Annotated in this window: 15 protein-coding genes; 9 read left to right on the plus strand and 6 right to left on the minus strand. The window is 66.0% G+C overall.

Annotated features, from left to right (window positions below):
* Positions 1-4: 4 nt before the first annotated feature.
* The 5 genes from CY652_RS19895 to CY652_RS19915 all read left to right on the plus strand — a co-directional run bounded on the left by CY652_RS19895 (position 5) and on the right by CY652_RS19915 (position 5,072).
* Positions 5-772, plus strand: coding sequence for an SDR family oxidoreductase (locus tag CY652_RS19895; RefSeq protein ID WP_102132434.1), 768 nt, complete (start codon positions 5-7; stop codon positions 770-772).
* A gap of 92 nt (positions 773-864) precedes the next feature.
* Positions 865-2,394, plus strand: a complete 1,530-nt coding sequence (locus CY652_RS19900; protein ID WP_258002379.1) for an MFS transporter — start codon at positions 865-867, stop codon at positions 2,392-2,394.
* A gap of 102 nt (positions 2,395-2,496) precedes the next feature.
* Entirely contained in the window at positions 2,497-3,246 is a 750-nt protein-coding gene (locus CY652_RS19905; RefSeq protein ID WP_102132436.1) for an SDR family NAD(P)-dependent oxidoreductase, read from the plus strand.
* Between the two features lie 32 nt (positions 3,247-3,278).
* On the plus strand, positions 3,279-3,986 hold the full coding sequence (locus tag CY652_RS19910; RefSeq protein ID WP_102132437.1) for a pirin family protein: 708 nt from the start codon (positions 3,279-3,281) through the stop codon (positions 3,984-3,986).
* Between the two features lie 24 nt (positions 3,987-4,010).
* A complete protein-coding gene (locus CY652_RS19915) occupies positions 4,011-5,072 on the plus strand; it encodes an LLM class flavin-dependent oxidoreductase (RefSeq protein WP_102132438.1) in 1,062 nt (353 codons plus the stop codon).
* Between the two features lie 222 nt (positions 5,073-5,294).
* On the opposite strand, the gene argC is transcribed toward CY652_RS19915, so the two are convergent.
* The 4 genes from argC to CY652_RS19935 form a co-directional block, all read right to left on the minus strand.
* On the minus strand, positions 5,295-6,242 hold the full coding sequence (argC, locus tag CY652_RS19920; RefSeq protein ID WP_102132439.1) for an N-acetyl-gamma-glutamyl-phosphate reductase: 948 nt from the start codon (positions 6,240-6,242) through the stop codon (positions 5,295-5,297).
* A gap of 157 nt (positions 6,243-6,399) precedes the next feature.
* Complete coding sequence (locus tag CY652_RS19925) at positions 6,400-6,978, minus strand: flavodoxin family protein (RefSeq protein ID WP_102132440.1); 579 nt, start codon at positions 6,976-6,978, stop codon at positions 6,400-6,402.
* Positions 6,979-7,235: 257 nt separating this feature from the next.
* Positions 7,236-7,814 (minus strand): YbhB/YbcL family Raf kinase inhibitor-like protein, encoded by a 579-nt coding sequence (locus CY652_RS19930; RefSeq protein ID WP_374703683.1) that lies wholly within the window; start codon positions 7,812-7,814, stop codon positions 7,236-7,238.
* Positions 7,815-8,032: 218 nt separating this feature from the next.
* Positions 8,033-8,719, minus strand: coding sequence for an orotate phosphoribosyltransferase (locus tag CY652_RS19935; protein WP_102132442.1), 687 nt, complete (start codon positions 8,717-8,719; stop codon positions 8,033-8,035).
* A 395-nt stretch (positions 8,720-9,114) separates the two neighbouring features.
* Between CY652_RS19935 and CY652_RS19940 the strand changes: the two genes are divergently transcribed.
* Positions 9,115-10,383: an MFS transporter gene (locus CY652_RS19940; RefSeq protein WP_102132443.1), complete on the plus strand. Its 1,269-nt coding sequence runs from the start codon at positions 9,115-9,117 to the stop codon at positions 10,381-10,383.
* A gap of 587 nt (positions 10,384-10,970) precedes the next feature.
* A complete protein-coding gene (locus CY652_RS19945; RefSeq protein ID WP_102132444.1) occupies positions 10,971-13,259 on the plus strand; it encodes an NADP-dependent malic enzyme in 2,289 nt (762 codons plus the stop codon).
* Positions 13,260-13,422: 163 nt separating this feature from the next.
* Here the strand turns inward: CY652_RS19945 and CY652_RS19950 are convergent, their stop codons facing one another.
* Positions 13,423-17,043 (minus strand): indolepyruvate ferredoxin oxidoreductase family protein, encoded by a 3,621-nt coding sequence (locus CY652_RS19950; protein WP_102132445.1) that lies wholly within the window; start codon positions 17,041-17,043, stop codon positions 13,423-13,425.
* Positions 17,044-17,439: 396 nt separating this feature from the next.
* On the opposite strand from CY652_RS19950, the gene CY652_RS19955 reads away from it, so the two are divergent.
* The gene (locus CY652_RS19955; RefSeq protein ID WP_102132446.1) at positions 17,440-17,628 is read left to right on the plus strand and encodes a hypothetical protein; all 189 of its coding nucleotides are present in this window, start codon (positions 17,440-17,442) and stop codon (positions 17,626-17,628) included.
* Between the two features lie 190 nt (positions 17,629-17,818).
* Here CY652_RS19955 and CY652_RS19960 read toward each other — a convergent pair whose 3' ends face one another.
* Positions 17,819-18,484: a GNAT family N-acetyltransferase gene (locus tag CY652_RS19960; RefSeq protein WP_102132447.1), complete on the minus strand. Its 666-nt coding sequence runs from the start codon at positions 18,482-18,484 to the stop codon at positions 17,819-17,821.
* Between the two features lie 333 nt (positions 18,485-18,817).
* Between CY652_RS19960 and CY652_RS19965 the strand changes: the two genes are divergently transcribed.
* Positions 18,818-20,080: an SGNH/GDSL hydrolase family protein gene (locus CY652_RS19965; RefSeq protein WP_102132448.1), complete on the plus strand. Its 1,263-nt coding sequence runs from the start codon at positions 18,818-18,820 to the stop codon at positions 20,078-20,080.
* The last annotated feature ends 171 nt before the right edge of the window (positions 20,081-20,251 follow it).

Raw genomic sequence — 20,251 nt, forward strand, 5'->3', positions numbered from 1 at the left:
TGACATGGCAGAGTTCAATACCCTGCCGTCCGCACACAAGGTAGCCCTGGTAACCGGTGGCAACCGTGGCATCGGACGGGAAACAGTATGGCAACTGGCACGGCTCGGCGTGCATGTGATCATCGGTGCACGAGATCTGGCAAAAGCCAACTCAGTAGCAGCCGATGTCCAGAGTCAGGGATATTCCGCAGAGGGAGTCGCGCTGGATGTGTCGGCTGGAGACAGCCGACACACCGCGGCCTCGATGATCGAGGCGCGTCATGGCAAGCTCGACATCCTGATCAACAATGCCGGCACCTGGCTGGAAAGCGAAGATGCGTCCCATCCTGTCGCCAACAACACGTCAACCCTTGCTGAAGACGTGTTGCGCTCGATCTTCGACGTTAACTTCTTCGGGACGGTCGCACTGACCCAGACGCTTCTTCCGCTGATCAGGAAAAGCGCCGCTGGCCGGATCGTCAACGTGTCGAGCGTACTCGGCTCGCTCACTTTGCACTCGGACTACGGGTCGGTCGTTGGCGGTAGCAAGGCTTTTGGTTACGACGCATCAAAGACTGCCCTCAATGCGTTCACCGTGCACCTGGCGCACGAGCTGCGCGACACCCCGATCAAGGTGAATTCCATCCATCCAGGATGGGTGCGAAGCGAGATGGGCGGAACTGCGGCCGATATGAGCCTGGAGGAAGGCGCGAGGTTGAGCGTGCGGTTCGCCACGCTTGCCGACGACGGGCCCTCCGGCCAATACCATTTCGACAGCGTGCTCCCCTGGTAGGCGACGCGCTGAATTCCCAGACGATGCCGTCCACCAATCATCACCTATCCGGGTCAAATCAACCCACGCATGTCCGTCGCGGATCGGTGCTGATGGCACTTTGCCTCGCCGGATTCGGCGTGACGCTCACCTACACTGGAATTGGGGTCGCCGTTCCAACGATCCAGAACGATTTTCACGCCAGCAGTATCACGGCAAATTGGATCATCAATGCTTTCGTGCTCGCTTTCGGCGCATTCGTGATGGCGGCCGGTGCCCTCGCTGACTGCTATGGCCGGCGGCGAGTCATGGCGTTTGGCGTTGTCATTTTCACCGCATCATCGTTCGCGGGTGCACTTGCATCCGGCGTCGTGTTTCTCGACCTCATGAGAGCCGTCCAAGGCATCGGCGCAGCCCTCACTATGGCCGCCGCCGCCGCCGCCGCCGCCGCCGCCGCCGCCGCCGCTGTGGCGAGCGTGTTCCGGGGACGCGACCAGGTGCGCGCGTTTTCGTTGCTGGGAACATGCTTCGGCATAGGCTTCGCCGTAGGACCGATCCTGATTGGCCTGTCCGTCGAGCACTTCGGCTGGCGTGCCGTCTTTGCCATGAGCGCCGTGCTCGGTGGGCTCGTCATGCTCTCCATGCGCCTCTCGAATATGCCCGAATCCAGAGATCCGGATGCGACGAGGTTCGACTGGGCCGGAACGCTGGCCTTCAGCCTGATGCTCGTGTTCTTCACAGATGGGCTCATGGAGGCTTCCACGCTCAGCTGGAGCGACTTGCTGCCCGTGTTCCTTCTGGTCAGCGCGGGCGGGATGCTCATCGTGTTCATCGCCGTCGAAAGGCGACAGAAGCGGCCGATGCTTGACCTTTCGCTGTTTGCCTATCCGCGCTTTGTCGGCGTGCAGTCGCTGCCTGTTGCGGCGGGATTTGGCTTTATCGCGCCGCTCGCCATTCTGCCGATCCGGTTCGTCGGCGTCGAGGGCATGAACGAGGCACAAGCCGGGCTGGCCCTGCTTCCACTCTGCCTTCCCATGACTATCGTTCCTCTTCTCGCTGGCTACTTGACCCGATGGGTAGGTTCCGGCGTGCTTTGCGCAGCCGGCCTCATGCTGTCGGCGTCCGGGTTGCTCGCCCTTGCCGGTGTCTCTGCCGGAAGTGCGTCCTCAGCATTTTCCATCCCCCTGCTGGGGATAGGCATCGGCGTGTCGCTGCCTTGGGGATTGATGGACGCACTCGCGGTCTCGGTGGTACCGAAAGAGAGAGCCGGAATGGCAGTCGGCATCTTCGGCACCATGCGCCTCGTCAGTGAGGGAAGTGCCATCGCCATCACCCTTGCCGTCCTTACCAGCTCGATCAGGATGGATTTGCCACACCTCGCCGGCGCGGGGGAAGCCACAAACAGGCTCGCAGCCGGGAGATTCCACGAGGCCATGCAACTCATGCCCACGCTCAGGATTGAGCAACTGGAGGCCAGCTACGACCATGCTTTCCACGTGACATTCCTCGCGCTGGCCGTGATCACCGGCGTGGCCGCAGTTATCGCGTTCGTGACCGTGCGGCATCCCAGCCAGCAGGAGAGCGAGGCACCAGCGGCTGAAAGCCCTTGCGAGGCGTTACCGGGCTGTGAAGGCGAATCCTGACTTCTGCTACTGAGCCCAGATATGGAAACCATCTCTTCGATTCTCGGCGCGGATCAAGACAGCCTCACGCTTTTGCAACTTACCCTTGAAAAGGACTGAATCATGACCCAACAACTGAGCGGCAAGGTCGCACTGGTAACCGGCGGAAACTCAGGCATTGGATTGGCAATCGCAAACCGGTTTATCGCCGAGGGTGCCTCGGTCATCATTACCGGTCGTCGCCAGCCGGAACTGGATGCGGCCGTGGAACAGCTTGGCCCAAATGCTTCGGCGATTCGGGCCGATGTCTCGCAATTGACTGACATCGATACCCTGTATGCCGAGATCAAAGCAAAATACGGGCATCTCGACATATTGATCGCCAATGCAGGCGGCGGCGAAATGGCTCCGCTGGGTGCCATCACCGAAGAACACTTCGATCGGGCGTTCAACGTCAACGTCAAGGGAACGGTCTTCACTGTGCAAAAGGCACTGCCGCTGCTGGCGGAAGGCGCCTCGGTGATTCTGGTGGCTTCAACGGTATCCGTGCTGGGAGGGCCTGGACTCAGTATCTACAGCGCGACCAAGGCGGCCGTGCGTAACTTGGCTCGTAGCTGGATTCAAGACCTAAAAGGCAAGAACATCCGGATCAACGTTGTGAGTCCCGGCCCAATCAAAACTCCGGGGCTTGTCGGCCTCGTTCCGCCAGAGCATGAACAGGCGCTTCTCGACACACTGGCTGCACAGATCCCGATGGGCCGCGTGGGCGAGCCTGACGAGATCGCCAAGGTCACCGTATTCCTCGCTTCGGATGCCGCCAGCTTCGTTAACGGCGTCGAGCTGTTTGCCGACGGCGGACAGGCACAGGTCTGAACGCAACATTCAATCGACACAGGTGAACTGACATGCTGATCCTCAAACCCTATGACGAGATCGGCGGGGGCGATCTGGGCTGGCTCAAGGCAAAACACCATTTCGCTATCGGCGGTTACGGCAATCCAGTCCACACCCCGATCGGCAATCTATACGTGCTAAACGATGACCAGATCGCACCGGGGGCGGGTTTCCCGATGCACCCACACGCCAACGTTGAGATCATCTCCTATGTACGTGAGGGCGTCGTTACCCACGAGGACAGTCTCGGCAACAAGGGTAAAACCCGAGCGGGCGATATACAGGTGATGAGCGCGGGCACCGGTATCCGTCACACCGAATATAACGAAGGCGACATACCGACCCGCCTGTTCCAGATCTGGCTACATCCACGAGCCACCGAGCGCGGCGGCACGCCGCGCTGGGATACGCGACAGTTTCCGCGCACCGACCGTTCGGGCAAATTCGTGCCACTGGCTAGCGGATACGACGTACCCGACGCACTGCCGATTCGCGCCGACGCCGAGATCCTTGGCGCCATGCTCAGGGCTGGCACATCTACCACCTATGACATCGCGCCAGGCCACAGCGCATATCTCGTACCGTCCACCGGTGCTATCACAGTGAACGGGCTCCGGGTGGAAACGCTCAATGGCTTGACGATCAGGGATGAACCGTCAATTGCGGTTGAAGCAATTACTGACGCCGAGTTGCTGCTTATCATCGCAGCCACCCCCTGACAGCGTGAAAAAAAGGAACCCGATATGGAAATCGGCATCGACAGTTTCGCAGTGGTACTTCCCGACCCGATGACAGGGACAATCCTCCCGCCGGAGGAACGGCTGGAGAATCTCCTCGACGAAGTCACAGCCGCCGACCAGGTCGGGCTCGACGTCTTCGGCATCGGCGAACATCATCGGCCCGAATTCGTGGATTCTGCGCCGGTCGTTATCCTTGCCGCCGCGGCTGCCCGCACCACGCGCATACGCCTTGCCAGTGCTGTTACCGTACTGAGCACCGCCGATCCGGTCCGTGTATTCCAGGAATTTGCCACGCTTGATCTGCTCACCAGAGGCCGGGCAGAAATCACGGTTGGACGCGGATCATTCGGCGAAGCCTACCCGCTCTTTGGTTACCAACCGGACGACTACGATGCCCTGTTTGTCGAGAAGCTCGATCTTCTTCTGAGGCTCCGAGAAACGCCCCATATCCGCTGGTCGGGCCGCTACCGGCCAGCGCTGACTGGACAAAGCGTCTATCCAAGACCTTATCAGGACACGCTCCCCATCTGGATCGGTGTCGGCGGTACGCCACAATCTTTCGTGCGTGCAGGCACTTTGGGCCTGCCACTGATGGTGGCTATCATCGGCGGCGAGTTCCGACGCTTTCGACCTCTCGTTGATCTCTATCGCGAGGCCGGACAGCGTGCCGGCTTCGCTCCCGAGCAGCTCCGTATCGGTGTGCACGCAATTGGTTTCGTGGGCGAAACGTCGGTTCAGGCAAGGGACACCTTCTTTCCCGGCTGGCAATACATGTTCACCGAACTTGGTCGCGAGCGAGGCTGGTCGCCGGCTACCCGCGATCAGTTCGATGCGATGTGTGAACCCGGTGGCGCATTCCTGATCGGTGACCCATCAACCGTGGCCGCGAAGATTCTCGCTGCCAGTGACGCACTCGGTGGCGTGTCACGCATCACATTTCAGATGAGTTCGACCTCGCTCGCACACGACGCCATGCTGCAATCCATCGAACTACTGGGCAGAGAAGTTGCCCCGGCTGTTCGGAGCGCTGCGGCCAGCAAACAGGCAGTCTTCAGGGAGATCTGATGGGAGCCACCAGCAAGGAAATCGGGTCAAATTTCGGAAAGCACCGGCATATGTTGAACTCGCCTAAGTTCTTGATAAACCTGCTGTATCGATCTGTGGCGTAGTCCAGCGAATTTCAGTGCTGGAGTCATCGTGAAATTAAAAAAAACGGCTTCATCGCTATTGATGAAGCCGTTTTTCGTTGAACGGGTCGGATCAGGCGCGCTTGCGCCGCCGCGCAGGCTAGTGCTTGAGTCCGCTGTCTTCCGCCGTGCCGATGGCGAGGTTCATGCACTGGATCGCCGCGCCCGACGCGCCCTTGCCGAGATTGTCGAGTCGCGCGACCGTCACGAAACGTTCTTCGTTGCCGAACACGAACAGGTCGACGCGGTTCGTGTCGTTGTTCGCCTGCACGTCGAAGGCGCCGTTGTCGAGATTCTCGTCGGCATTGAACGGCGCGACGCGCACGAACCCTTCGCCCGCGTAGTACTCGGCGAAGAGCGCCTGCACGTCCTGCGGCTTCGCGCTTCGCGCGAGTTGCTGCGGCGAGAAATAGGTCGTGACGGCGAGGCCCTTGTAGAACGGGCCGACGATCGGCGTGAACACGGGCGCCGACTGCAGCCCGCCGTGCGCGATCATTTCGGGCAGATGCTTGTGCGCGAGGCCGAGCGCGTAGGGGCGCGGGCTCGCGAGCTTCGCGTTGTCGAGCGCCTCGTACTCCGCGATCATCTTTTTGCCGCCGCCGCTGTAGCCGGTCAGCGAGTAGCTATGCGCGGCGAACCCGGGCGCGACGAGACCGGCTTCGACGAGCGGGCGCATGGCGAGCACGAACGCGGACGCGTGGCAGCCCGGCACGGCGATGCGCTTCGCCTTGCGGATGCGCTCGCGTTGCGCTCGCGTGAGTTCGGGCAGTCCGTATGCCCAGTCGGGGCTCGTGCGAAACGCCGTGCTCGCGTCGATCACTACCGTGCGGTCGTTCTCGACGAGCGAGGCCGACTCGCGCGAGGCGACGTCCGGCAGACACAGGAACGTCACGTCCGAGGCATTGATGAGACGGCGCCGCTCGTCGACATCTTTGCGCTTCGATTCGTCGATGCGCAGCACTTCCACGTCGTTACGCTGCGACAGGTACTCGAAAATCTTCAGGCCGGTCGTGCCTTCCTGTCCGTCGACAAAAACTTTCGTGCTCATCTCGGTCTCTCTGAAACGCGGGGAACCCGGACGCGCCGCCGCGCCGGAACGTCATTTTAAGGCGCACCGACGCCGCGTGCGCGGCCGGGCCGGCGAAAAATGCGGGTCGGGTCGGGCCGCGCGCGTGAATCTTTTGTGAACGGCCCGCGCGCATCGTTCACGACGCCCTGGCTTCGCCCGTCCAGCGGGCCGTCACGGCGGCGATACGCGCGCCGAACGCCTTCGCGGTCTCGAGGTCGCCGGCGGGCGGGGCTTCGTCCGGCGAGGCGTCGGCGGGCGACTGCGCGAGCAGGCCTGTGAACCCGCCCACGTAGTTCAGGTCGTTGCGCGTGGCGGCTTTCGTGTTCGACGGCATCATGCCGGTGCCCGCCCAGATCATGCTGTGCTGCATGGCGAGCGTGACGAAGTACTGGATCGTCGAGAACTTGTCTCCGTTCATCGTCGCCGAGTTCGTGAAGCCGGCCGCGATCTTGTCCTTCCATTTCTGCGTGAACCAGGCCTTGGAAGTCGCGTCCGCGAATTTCTTGAAGTCGGCCGATGGGCCGCCCATGTAGGTCGGCGCGCCGAACACGATCGCGTCGGCGGCGTCGAGTTCGGCCCACTGCGCGTCGCCGACGTCGCCGGCCGCGATCAGCGCCGCGTCGGCGCCCGCGCCCTGCGCGCCGGCGTGTACTGCCTCGGCGAGTTTCTTCGTATGGCCGTAGCCGCTGTGATAAACGATGACAATCCTGGACATGGGAGACTCCGCTGGAGAAGGAAGATGGGACTCGGGACAGGGACGCGCATGGCGTCGTCCCATCTTAGTCACTTCCGCGAAGCGGGCGCGCGAGCCTGTTCCGGCCCGTTCGAGCCACCGGACGGACCCGCGGGTGGCCCCTGCCGGGGCAGGATTCTCCGTCCGGACGGGGGCGGCGGCGAGGGCCCGACATCGGAGCGCGCCGGCGGGCAGCGGTGAGCCCCCGCTGCCGGCGCTGGACGGACCGGGCCCGCCGCTCAGCGTCCGTAGGTGACGGTCAGCCGCGCGGCGCCGAGCGTGGCGGTGCCGATCTCGTGATCGAACATGGCCGGCGGACGGCCCTGCTCGAGCCGCAGATCCGCGGTGTCGAGCGCATAGACCGTGACGACGTAGCGGTGCGGCTTGCCGGGCGGCGGGCAGGGGCCGCCGTAGCCGTCGAGACCGAAGTCGTTGCGGGCTTCGACCGCGCCGAGCCGCTTCAGATAGCCCGATGCGCTGGCGTTCTCCGGCAGCGCGTCGATGCTGGCCGGGATGCCGGCGACGGCCCAGTGCCACCAGCCCCGTCCGGGCGCGTCGGGATCGAACACCGTGACGGCGAAGCTGCGCGTGCCGTCCGGCGGGTTGCGCCACGAGAGCTGCGGCGAGCGGTCGGCGCCGTGGCAGCCGCCCTCGTCGAACACCTGCCGGGCGCTGGCGGTGCCGCCGTCGCGGAGATCGGCGCTGCTGAGCGTGAACGTACCGGCCGCGCGGGCGGGCCGGGGGACGGCGAGCGGCAGCGACGCGAGACCGGCCAGCGCGAGCGCGGCCATCGAGCGGCGCGAGAAAGAAGCGGGCAGAGCGGACGGGCGACACATGAGCCGGTTCTCCAGGCCGATTTTTCGTGGGGGCCGATCAGATTATGGTGGAGATGCGGACTTCGTGGTCCGGAGAACCGTCGAAGCGGGGTTCGGATGCGGAGCGGTTCGTCGGGGCCCGAACGGAAAAAGGCCATTCGCCGAAACCGGCGAATGGCCTTTCGTCTGCGTCGGCCGCCCGGGAAGGAGGCGGTCGCGGCTTATTGCGGCGCCGCCGTGGCGCCGCCGTGCGCGGCCGACCACTCGGCCGGCGCGTGCAGGAATTTCTCCACTTCGTCGAGCGTCTTCGTCTCGAAGTAGCCGGACGCCTTCGCGACGCGCAGCACGTCCCACCAGGTGGCGAGCGCGTGCAGTTCGACGCCGATGTCCTTCAGCACCGACACGCTTTCCTTGAAGATGTTGTAGTGGAACAGCACGAAGCAATGGTTCACTTCGGCGCCGGCCGTGCGCAGCGCGTTGATGAAGTTGATCTTGCTGCGGCTGTCCGTGGTCAGGTCCTCGACGAGCAGCACGCGCTGGCCTTCGGTCAGGAGGCCCTCGATCTGCGCGTTGCGCCCGAAGCCCTTGGGCTTCTTGCGCACGTACTGCATCGGCACCATCAGCCGGTCGGACAGCCAGGCCGCGAATGGAATGCCGGCCGTTTCGCCGCCCGCCACGGCGTCGATCTGCTCGTAGCCGACGTCGCGCAGGATGGTCGCTTCGGCCATCTCCATCAGGCCGCGACGCAGGCGCGGATACGAAATCAGCTTGCGGCAGTCGATGTAGACCGGGCTCGCCCAGCCGGAGGTGAAGATGAACGGCTTGTCGGCGTTGAAGTGCACGGCTTGCACTTCGAGCAGCATTCTGGCGGTCGTCTCGGAGATCGTCTGGCGATCGAAGCCTGTCATGGGCGCAATCCTTGGGTGTGAGCGGGAGGGCGCGGGGCCCAGGCGCGTGCGGCTTCGCGCAAAGGCAGCGGCCGGTTGCGCGCCCGGCGCCCGTTCCGGCGGCCGGGCGGGTTCCCGACGAGCCGCGCGAGCCCGTCCCGCAGGACGGTAGCGGCCGCGGGCCTCGCGTGCGTAGCCCGGGATTTTACCCGACTTGCCGGGCGGCGACGAGTCGGACGCCGCCCCCGGCAAGGTCGGCGCGCGCCTCGCCGGAGGCGGCCGCCCTCGAATTTCTTCCCGGTTGTGACCGGTCTGCCGCGCCTTTACACTCTCGCCGGTTCGGCGCGGGCTTTGGGGCCGCGCGATCGTCCGGACTCGTCCATCGCGAAAGAAGGTTGTTCAAAAAGGGTATTTTCATGACCGTCGTTACCTCGCCGGCCGCCGCGCCAAACGCGCGTCCCGGCCACGCGGGCCGCGCGCTGATCGCATCGGTGCTCGGCTACGCCATGGACGGGTTCGACCTGCTGATGCTCGGCTTCATGCTGCCGGCCATCAGCGCGGATTTGCATCTGGGCGCGGCGCAGGCCGGCTCGCTCGTCACCTGGACGCTCGTCGGGGCCGTGGCGGGCGGCATCGTCTTCGGGATGCTGAGCGACCGCTTCGGGCGCGTTCGCGTGCTGACCTGGACCATTCTGCTGTTCGCCGTGTTCACCGGGTTGTGCGCGCTCGCGCGCGGCTATGCGGACCTGCTCGTCTACCGGACCGTGGCCGGCGTCGGACTCGGCGGGGAGTTCGGCATCGGCATGGCGCTCGTCGCCGAGGCGTGGCCGGCGGCGCAGCGCGCGCGGGCGTCCTCGTACGTGGGGCTCGGCTGGCAGGCCGGCGTACTCGCCGCCGCGCTGCTCACGCCCGCGCTCTTGCCCGTCGTCGGCTGGCGCGGCATGTTCGGGCTCGGCCTCTTGCCGGCGGTCGTGTCCTTCGCGGTGCGGCGGCGCGTCGAGGAGCCGGCGCTGTTCGTCGCGCACGCCGCGGCCCGCTCGTCCCGGTCGTCCGACGGGGCGAGCGCTGCCGCCGGACGGCGCGGACAGTCGCTGCGGCTTCTTGTCGCGGATCGGCGCACCGCGTGCGCCAGCGTGGGCGTGGCCGTGCTGTGCTCGGTGCAGAACTTCGGCTACTACGGCCTGATGATCTGGCTGCCGGCCTATCTGTCGAAGTCGTTCGGCTACTCGCTGACGCGCTCCGGGCTCTGGACGGCCGCGACGGTGGCCGGCATGGCGCTCGGCATCTGGCTTTTCGGCCTCGCGGCCGACCGGTTCGGCCGCAAGCCCGCGTTCCTGCTCTACCAGGTCGGCGCGGTCGCGATGGTGTTCGTCTACGCGCATCTCTCGACGCCGTTCGCGCTGCTGATCGGCGGCGCGGCGATGGGCGTTTTCGTCAACGGCATGCTCGGCGGCTACGGCGCGTTGATTTCCGAACTCTATCCGACCGCCGCGCGCGCGACGGCCCAGAACGTGCTGTTCAACATCGGGCGCGCGGTCGGCGGCTTCGGGCCGCTCGCGGTCGGCGCGCTGGCGGCGCGCTACTCGTTCGGCGCGGCACTCGGCATGCTCGCGTCGATCTACGTGCTCGACATCCTCGCGACGCTGTGGCTGATTCCGGAGCGGCGTGGGGCGGCGTTGACCTGATTTCGGCGCTGCCGATGGCGTTACCGCCAGCCGCATCAGCGCGGTTTCGCTGCCGGTTCCATTGTTGGTTCCGCCGCCAGCCGCCAGCCGCCAGCCGCCAGCCGCCGACCGCCGACCCGCCCCAGCCTGTTCGCGGCCTGATTCGCTGCTTGTTCCCGGCCTGATTCGCAGCCCGATCCCACGCCGGTCCGTCGCCCGTTTTTCGCCTCCGGTTTTTCCGTCCCCGTCTCTTTACGCACGCTCCGTGCCGGCCGTGTCGACCGGGCGAGCGGCCGCTTATTCCCCCAGCTTATTCCCGCGGCTTTCCGCCCTTCCCCGCCTCCTCCATTTGATGCGGGCTACCAGGCTTTGCGCCAGGGTGCAGCGCGCGAGGTGCGGTGTACACTCAATTCCCCGTCGATCCGCATGCGCCGACGCGTCTTCCGCACGGGTCCGGGGCCGCACACAGCAGGCCACTGGACCGCCGTCGCCGATTACCCGTTCGCGAGGCCCGAAGCCGTTCGCGCGCAGCCCGCAGGACCCGGTTCAGAACAATCAGATTCCGACTTTTCCCCTTACTTTTTCTCTTACCTCTCGCAGGCTCAGACATGGACGAACAACTGAAGCAAAGCGCGCTCGCGTATCACCAGAATCCGCGGCCCGGCAAGATTTCGGTCACGCCGACCAAGCCGCTCTCGAACCAGCTCGACCTTTCGCTCGCCTACTCGCCCGGCGTCGCCGCCGCGTGCATGGCGATTCACGCCGACCCGCTCGACGCGCAGAAGTACACCTCGCGCGGCAATCTCGTCGGCGTCGTGACCAACGGCACGGCCGTGCTCGGTCTCGGCAACATCGGCCCGCTCGCGGCGAAGCCCGTGATGGAGGGCAAGGGCTGCCTCTTCAAGAAGTTCGCGGGCATCGACGTGTTCGACATCGAACTGAACGAGTCGGATCCGGACAAGCTCGTCGAGGCCATCGCGATGCTCGAGCCGACGCTCGGCGGCATCAACCTCGAGGACATCAAGGCGCCGGAATGCTTCTACATCGAGAAGAAGCTGCGCGAGCGCATGAAGATTCCGGTTTTCCACGACGACCAGCACGGCACGGCGATCATCGCGTCGGCGGCCATCCTCAACGGCCTGAAGGTGGTCGGCAAGGATCTCGGCGGCGTGAAGCTCGTGTGCTCGGGCGCGGGCGCCGCGGCCATCGCGTGCCTCGACCTGCTTCGGGACCTCGGGCTGAAAAAGGAGAACATCCTCGTCGCCGATTCGAAGGGCGTGATCTACGAAGGGCGCGGCCAGCTCGATCCGACCAAGGCGCGCTATGCTGCGACGACCGACGCGCGCACGCTCGCCGACGCCGTCAAGGGCGCCGACGTGTTCCTCGGCTGCTCGAGCGCCGGCGTGCTCAAGCCCGAGATGGTCAAGGAGATGGCCGACCGGCCGCTCATCCTCGCGCTCGCGAATCCCGAGCCCGAAATTCGCCCGGAAGAGGCGAAGAAGGTGCGCCCGGACGCGATCATCGCGACGGGCCGCTCGGACTATCCGAACCAGGTCAACAACGTCCTGTGCTTTCCGTTCATCTTCCGCGGCGCGCTCGACGTCGGCGCGACGACGATCACCGAGGAGATGAAGCTCGCCGCCGTGCGCGCGATCGCCGAACTGGCGCAGGACGCCGACCAGGGCGACGAGGTCGCGAAGGCCTACGAGGGCCACTCGCTCGAATTCGGCCCCGAATACCTGATCCCGAAGCCGTTCGATCCGCGCCTCATCATCAAGATCGCGCCGGCCGTTGCCCAGGCCGCGATGGATTCGGGCGTCGCGACGCGCCCGATCGCCGACATGGACGCCTACCGCGAGCAGCTCGGCGCCACCGTCTACCGCACGGGCATGGTGATGCGGCCCGTGTTCGCGGCGGCGAAGGCGCGGCCCGCGCGCATCGTGTTCGCCGAGGGCGAGGACGAGCGCGTGCTGCGCGCCGCGCAGTTCGTGCTGACCGAGAAGATCGCGAAGCCGATCATCGTCGGCCGGCCCGCCGTCGTCGAGATGCGGCTGAAGAAGATCGGCTCGAAGCTGCGCGCGGGCGAGGACTTCGAGATCGTCGATCCCGAAGACGATCCGCGCTACCAGAAGTGCTGGCAGGCCTACCACGAGATCGGCGCGCGCGAGGGCGTGACGCCCGAGGGCGCGAAGGCGGCGCTGCGCAAGTTCAACACGCTGATCGGCGCGATCCTCGTGCACCTCGGCGACGCGGACGGCATGATCTGCGGGATGATCGACAGCTTCGACACGCACCTGAAGTTCGTCCGCCAGGTGTTCGGCCAGGCGCAGCAGGCCGAGAACTATGCGGCGATGAACCTGCTGATGCTGCCGGGCCGCAATCTGTTCATTTGCGATACCTACGTGAACGAAGTGCCGAGCGCGCAGTTGCTCGCCGACATGACGATCCTCGCCGCGCGCGAGATCGAGAAGTTCGGCATCGCGCCGAAGGTCGCGCTGCTGTCGAACTCGAACTTCGGCAGCATCGCGTCGGTGTCGGCGCAGCGCATGGCCGAAGCGCGCCGACTGCTGGCCGAGCGTGCGCCGCAGCTCGAGGTGGACGGCGAGATGCACGGCGACGCGGCGCTTTCCGAGGCGATCCGCAAGCAGGCGTTTCCGGGCACGGCGTTTTCCGGCGAGGCGAACCTGCTCGTCATGCCGAACGTCGAGGCGGCCAACATCACGTACAACCTGCTGAAGATGGTCAGCGGCGAAGGCGTGACGGTCGGTCCGTTCCTGCTCGGCACGACGCGACCCGTGCACATCCTGACGCCGGCCGCGACCGTGCGCCGGATCATCAACATGACTGCCGTGGCATCGGCCAACGCAGCGGCCAACGCAGCGGCCGGCGCGCGCTGAGCGGGCACAACGCCGGCTGCGGCCGGCGGCGGGTTCCGCCGCCGGTTTCGCCATCGGCATGGCACGAGAAAGGGCGTCCCCGCGCGAGCGGGACGCCCTTCGTTTTTCCTTCTGTCGCCAGGCGCCCGAACGTCGACATTCAGGCCAGGCGCATCGTCAGGTGTCAGGCCGCGTGCCGCGTCGAGCCGTCCCGCAGCGCGCGCCACTTCGCGAGCAGTGCCGTCTGTTTCGCGCGCACGGCCTCGAGGTTGCGCATCTTCACGTGGCCATAGCCGCGGATCGCGTCGGGCAGGCCGGCCAGTTCGACCGCGAGCGCGAGGTTGTCGGCGTCGAGCGAGTCCGTCAGCTCGCGCACCAGCGATTCGTACTCGCCGATCAGCGCCCGCTCGATGCGGCGCTCGGCCGTGTGACCGAACGGATCGAGCGGCGTGCCGCGCAGAAAGCGCAGTTTCGCGAGCACGCGCATGACGGTCAGCATCCGCCGGCCGTACCGCTTTTTCAGCGGATGCCCGTGCTCGTCCTTTTTCGCGAAGAGCGGCGGCGCGAGATAGAAATTGAGCGTCCAGTCGCCTTCGAAGTTCGCCTTGAGCTTCTCGACGAACGACGGGTCGGCATGGAGCCGCGCCACTTCGTACTCGTCCTTGTAAGCCATCAGCTTGTGCAGATTCTTCGCGACAGTCCCGGTGAGCGGAAACTGGCCGTCGGCGCGTTCCAGCCGCGCCTCGGCCGCCCGCACGGCCGCAACCGCGGCGCGATAGCGTGCCGCGTAGGCGTCGTTCTGCCAGACGCGCAGAAGGTCGGCACGGCGGTCGATCAGGGCGTCGAGCGCGTTGGGCGTGCGCAGCGTCACGATCTTGGCGTCCGGCGTTTCGTCGACCCGTTCTCCGGCTTCGACGCCCGCATGGGGCGCGACGAGGCGGTTCAGCGCGGCCGGATCGTGCGCGGCGCGGCGGCCCCATTCGAAGGCCGCGAGGTTATTCTCGACCTGCACGCCGTTCAGCTCGACGGCGCGCCGCAGCGACTCGCGCGCGAGCGGCAGCCAGCCGAACTGCCACGCGTAGCCGAGCACGAACGGGTTCGTGTAGATCGCGTCGCCGAGCAGCGCGACGGCGAGGCGGTTGGCGTCCACGGTCGCCACGTTGGCGTCGCCCGCGGCCGCGCGCACGTCGGCCTCGGTGTTCGAGCCGGGGAAGCGCCAGTCCGGGTTGCGGATGAAGTCGGCCGTCGGCGTCGGCGCGCTGTTCAGCACGACGCGCGTGCGGCCCGACTGCATTCTCGACACGCATTCGTCGCTCGCGCTCACGATGGCGTCGCCGCCGATCACGAGGTTCGCCTCGCCCATCGCGATGCGCGTGGCGTGGATGTCGTCGGGACGGTTCGCGATCTGCACGTGGCTCATCACCGCGCCGCCCTTTTGCGCGAGGCCCGTGACGTCGAGCACGGTGACGCCCTTGCTTTCGAGGTGCGCGGCCATGCCGAGCAGCGCGCCGATGGTCACGACGCCGGTGCCGCCCACGCCGGTCACGAGCACGCCGTAGGGGCGGCCGATCGCGGGCGGGGTGGGCGGCGGCACGGGCGGAAGCATGTCGTTAGCGATGTTTGCGGCCCGGGGCTTGCGCAACTGGCCGCCTTCGATGGACACGAAGCTCGGACAGAAGCCGTTCAGGCACGAGAAGTCCTTGTTGCAGCTCGACTGGTTGATCTGCCGCTTCGTGCCGAATTCGGTTTCGAGCGGCTCGACCGAGAGGCAGTTCGACTGCACGGAGCAGTCGCCGCAGCCTTCGCAGACGGCCTCGTTGATGACGACGCGCCGCGCCGGGTCGGGGAGCATGCCGCGCTTGCGGCGGCGGCGCTTCTCGGTCGCGCAGGTCTGGTCGTAGATCAGGATCGTCGTGCCGGGCACCTCGCGCAGTTCGCGCTGGATCGCGTCGAGCTGCTCGCGGGCATGCACCGTCACGCCCGGCGCGAGGTTCGACGCCGCTCCGGAGGCCGCCGCGTAGCGGGCCGGCTCGTCGGTCACGATGACGATCTTCGCCGCGCCCTCGGCGGCGAGCTGCCAGGTGATCTGCGGCACGGTCAGCATGCCGTCGACGGGCTGACCGCCCGTCATCGCCACGGCGTCGTTGTAAAGGAGCTTGTAGGTGATGTTCGCTTTCGCGGCGATGGCCGCCCGGACGGCGAGCAGGCCCGAGTGGAAGTAGGTGCCGTCGCCGAGGTTCGCGAATACGTGCGTTTCGCTTGTAAACGGTGCCTGGCCGATCCACGGAACGCCTTCGCCGCCCATCTGGCTGACCGTGCTGGTGCGGCGGTCCATCCAGACAGCCATGTAGTGACAGCCGATGCCGGCCATCGCGCGCGAGCCTTCGGGCACGCTGGTCGAGGTGTTGTGCGGGCAGCCGGGGCAGAACCACGGCTTGCGCTCGACTTGCACGCGCGGCAACGCGTGCGCCTTCTCCTTCGCCTCGATGACGGCCATGCGCGCCGCGATGCCCGCGCGCACGTCGGCGGGCAGATCGAACTTTTCGAGCCGCGTCGCGATCGCCTTCGCGATGAGGGCCGGCGACAGCTCGTAATGCGCGGGCAGCAGCCAGTTGCCCATCGGCACCGACCATTCGCCGCCCGCGCCGTCCTTCTCGTCGAACTTGCCGTAGACGCGCGGCCGCTCGCCGTCGGGCCAGTTGTAGAGTTCTTCCTTGATGGCGTACTCGAGAATCTGGCGCTTCTCCTCGACCACGAGGATTTCCTCGAGCCCGCGCGCGAACGTCTGCGCGCCCCGGGCTTCGAGCGGCCACACGCAGCCGACCTTATAGAGCCGCACGCCGATGCGCGCGCAGGTGGCGTCGTCGAGGCCGAGGTCGGTCAGCGCCTGGCGCACGTCGAGGTAGGCCTTGCCACCCGTGAGAATGCCGAAGCGCGCATGCGGCGAGTCGATCTCGATGCGGTCGAGCCGGTTCGCGCGCACGTAGGCGAGCGCCGCGTACCACTTGTAGTCGAGCAGACGCGCTTCCTGCGCGAGCGGCGGGTCGGGCCAGCGGATGTTGAGGCCGCCCTCGGGCATCGCGAAGTCGTCGGGCAGCACGATGCGGGTGCGGTGCGGGTCCAGTTCGACCGAGGCCGACGATTCCACGACGTCGGTCACGCATTTCATGGCGACCCAGAGGCCGGAGTAGCGGCTCATGGCCCAGCCGTGCAGACCGAAGTCGAGATATTCCTGAACGTTGGCGGGGAACAGCACCGGCAACCCGCACGCCTTGAAGAGATGTTCGGACTGGTGCGCGAGCGTCGACGACTTGGCCGCGTGGTCGTCGCCGGCCAGTACGAGCACGCCGCCGTGGCGCGACGAGCCGGCCGAGTTGCCGTGCTTGAGCACGTCGCCGGAGCGGTCGACGCCGGGCCCCTTGCCGTACCACATCGCGAAGACGCCGTCGTACTTCGCGCCGGGATAGAGATTGACCTGCTGCGAACCCCAGACGGCGGTGGCGGCGAGATCCTCGTTGACGCCGGGCTGGAACACGATCCGGTGGGCGGCGAGATGTCGTTTCGCTTTCCAGAGCGAGAGGTCGAGGCCGCCGAGCGGCGAGCCCCGATAGCCGGAGACGAATCCCGCGGTGTCGAGTCCCGCGGCCCGGTCGCGCTCCTGTTGCAGCATCGGCAGGCGCACGAGCGCCTGGACGCCGCTCATGTACGCGCGGCCGCGCGTCAGCGTGTATTTGTCGTCGAGCGTGACGGTCGATAGCGCTGCCTCGAGCGAGGCTCGCTGGCCTGCTTCCAGCGGGGCGTTCATGTTCTGTGCTCCTCCACCCGGTTTGGGATCGCCAAAACTTCGATGCCCTGCGCATCTTGTGAATGCTCGGGCCGGGAGCCCCCATATTGACGGCTTTTCAGCGGCGGCAGCACTGGGGCAAACCCGTCGCCAGGAGCGGGTCTGTCGGGACGGGGATGGATGGCATCGGCGGAGGCATGGTCGGACGAAGCGTGCCGCAGGCGGCGATGCGACCCGGACTTGTCCGTTCGTACCTGTATCGAAACGATGCTTCGGGTAACAGCCTGTAAAAGACCTTCTCCGACCGGAACCGGACTTGATATTTCTGTCTAATCCCCCACCTGTGCAAGCTGCGCGACGTTCCGCATTCCTCGCGGGATGCCGCCGCGACAGGCAAGTCTGAAAAAAGGAGTACGCATGAACCATCGACACATCCAGACCTTCCTGACGGTCTCGGCCGCTTTCTTTGCCCTGAGCGCGCCGCTGCGTTCGAACGCGGCCGGCAGCGAGGCCGTGAATGCGGTTTCCCGTTGTGCCCAGCACGCCGTGACGGCGCGCGCCGATGCGACGCGTTCGTCGACCGGCCGCGTGAGCGGGCAGTCCTGATACGGCGCTGACGCGTCGTTCCATTCGTGTCCGCTGCCGGCGGTGATGAGCCGGCAGCGGATTTCCCAAAAGGCAAGACCCAAAAGGCAAGGGCGAAGATCGTGGGATCTTCGCCCTTTTTGTTCGGCTGGACGTTCGGCGGGAAAGCGGGAAGAAGGCGGCCGTCGATTTGCCGGCGCCGTGCCGCCGATCAGGCGGCGACGGGCTGCGGCAGCATCGACTCGATCAGCCTCGAGGCCTCGCGGGCCTGGCGCTTGAGCGCGTAGTCGAACACGGCGGCCTGCTCCTGCAGCATCTCCGTGAGGATGGTGCTCTGGTCGGCCGGGGCCAGCGACAGATAGGCATCGGCCTCGCCGTAGGCATGCTCGATTTTCATGCCCGACTTCTTCGCGATGTGCATCATCGTCGAATTGCGCGAGAGGCAATGCATGTAGAGCGTCGTGACGTGCGTGTTGCGGCAGCGGATCGCCGCGCGTTCGAACAGCTTCGTGCCGATGCCGTGGCCGCGCGCGCATTCGAGCACCGAGACGCCGAGCTCGGCCGTGCGGCCGTTGCCGTTCGCCGGCAGATAGGCGAGGTGGCCGACGCCGACCAGTTGCAGATGCTTGTCGAATACGCCGAACACGGCGTCGTCGATGAAGTCCATGGTCCGGACGTAGCGCTCGATCACGTGGTCGGGCGCGGCCTGGCCGAAACGCAGCAGCCGGTCTTCTTCGTCGAGCGACAGGAAGTGGGCGAGCAGGCGCTCCCGGTCGGCGGACGTAAGCACACGCACCAGAGCGGGCGCGCGATCCGACGACGCATGGCGGCCGGACCGCGAGTCCGGCGCATGGGCGTGAGAGGCGAGCTTGTTCATGGGGCGGTTCTCCTTGTTCAGGGCCTGTGACGCAATGCAATGGTGCGCCGCAGAAATGAATTGTATACGAAACCCGATGGCTGAACTAGGGAAAACCCGTATTCCGGACTGGGGTGGGTTACCAGTTGGCCGGCCTTCCTTTTCTATCTATTTGATTTTTATTTTGAATTAAAAGGGGTGGATGCAGATTGCCGTCGTTGGCCGGCGGCAATGCTGGATGTTGCTGTGCAAAATGCGTCGGGGAGGATGGCCGCGGAGTGCGTCGGGCCGCTGTGTGCCTTGGGTCGGGCGCATCGGGCACAATGAACGTTTTGTCCTTTCCCCGATTCCGGCATGAAATTTCGTCAGTTCGTTCGCGTTGCGTGCGTGGGTTTGCCGTTGGCGCTCTCCGTGTGGACGTCGCCGTCCCGCGCCGCCGGGACCGGCGCGCCCTGGGTGACGGCATGGGCGACGGCCCTGCAGGCCATTCCCCAAAATCCGGCGTTGCCGCCGCTGTACCGGGCGCCCGACGTTGCCGGGCGGACTGTCCGGCAAATCGTTTATCCGACGCTTGGCGGCCATGTCGTGCGTATTCACGTGAGTAACGAGTACGGCAGCGAGCCGTTGGTGATTCGCGCGCTGAGTCTCGCGCCGTCGGCGGGGAGCGCTGGCATCGATGCGGGCCGCCTCGTTCAGGTGACGTTTGGCGGCAGGCCATCGTTGTCGCTGCCGCCCGGGGGCGAGATGGATAGCGATCCCGCGCGCATCGAGATCGCCCGGGGCCAGCCTTACGCGTTGAGCGCCTATATGGGCGAGGTTCAGCGCTTGACCGGCTGGCATCGCGTCGCGAGCCAGGTCAACTACGTGTCCCTGCCGGGCAATCACGTCGACGACGCATCGGGCGCCTCCTATGCGCAGCGGTTCACGCAGTATGCATGGGTGACGGGGTTCCAGATCGAGGCGCCGGGCGCCTCGACGGTTGCCGCGATCGGGGACTCGATCACCGACGGGATGCGCTCGAGCCTCGATCGGAACCGCCGCTGGCCGGACGGGCTGGCCCGGCGTCTTGCCGCGAGCGGGAATACGTCGACGGCGGTGATCGATCTGGGCATCAGCGGAAACCGGTTGCTCAACGACTCGGCCTGCTACGGCGATGCGTTGCAACGGCGCTTCGGACACGACGTCGTCCAGCATCCGGGCGTGCGAACGGCGATCCTGCTGATCGGTATTAACGACATCAACTTCCAGGCGACGACGCCTCGTAGCGGACTCGATTGCGATTCTCCCCATGCCGGGGTCGATGCCGACGACCTGATCGCCGGGTATCGACGCGTGATTGCCGAGGCGCACGCGCATGGCATCCGGATATTGGGTGCAACGCTGACGCCGGCGTCGCTGCCGGCAGGGCGCGAGGCGATTCGGCTGGCCGCGAATCGATGGATCAGAACGGGCGGCGCCTTTGATGGCGTGGTGGATTTCGACGCTGCGCTGCGGGACGCGGCGCATCCGGCGCAACTACGCAGCGAATACGATAGCGGGGACCACATACATCCCAACGATGCGGGCTATGCGGTGATGGCCGATGCCGTGCCGCTGGAAGCGCTGGCGGGGCGGTGAAACGGGGCCTTATAAGCTTCCTCGCCGAAAGTAGTTGACGGGTTCTGGTTTGGTGCGCATAATCTCGCTTCTCTGCTGCAGACGCGGCGGCGGACCCGGAGGAAAGAGGCCGGGTCTGGTGGGCTCTTTAAAAATTTACAGCCGATAAGTGTGGGTACCTGATGCGGGCGG

Origin of the sequence: Burkholderia sp. WAC0059 (assembly GCF_002870125.1) — a bacterium.
Classification (GTDB): domain Bacteria; phylum Pseudomonadota; class Gammaproteobacteria; order Burkholderiales; family Burkholderiaceae; genus Paraburkholderia.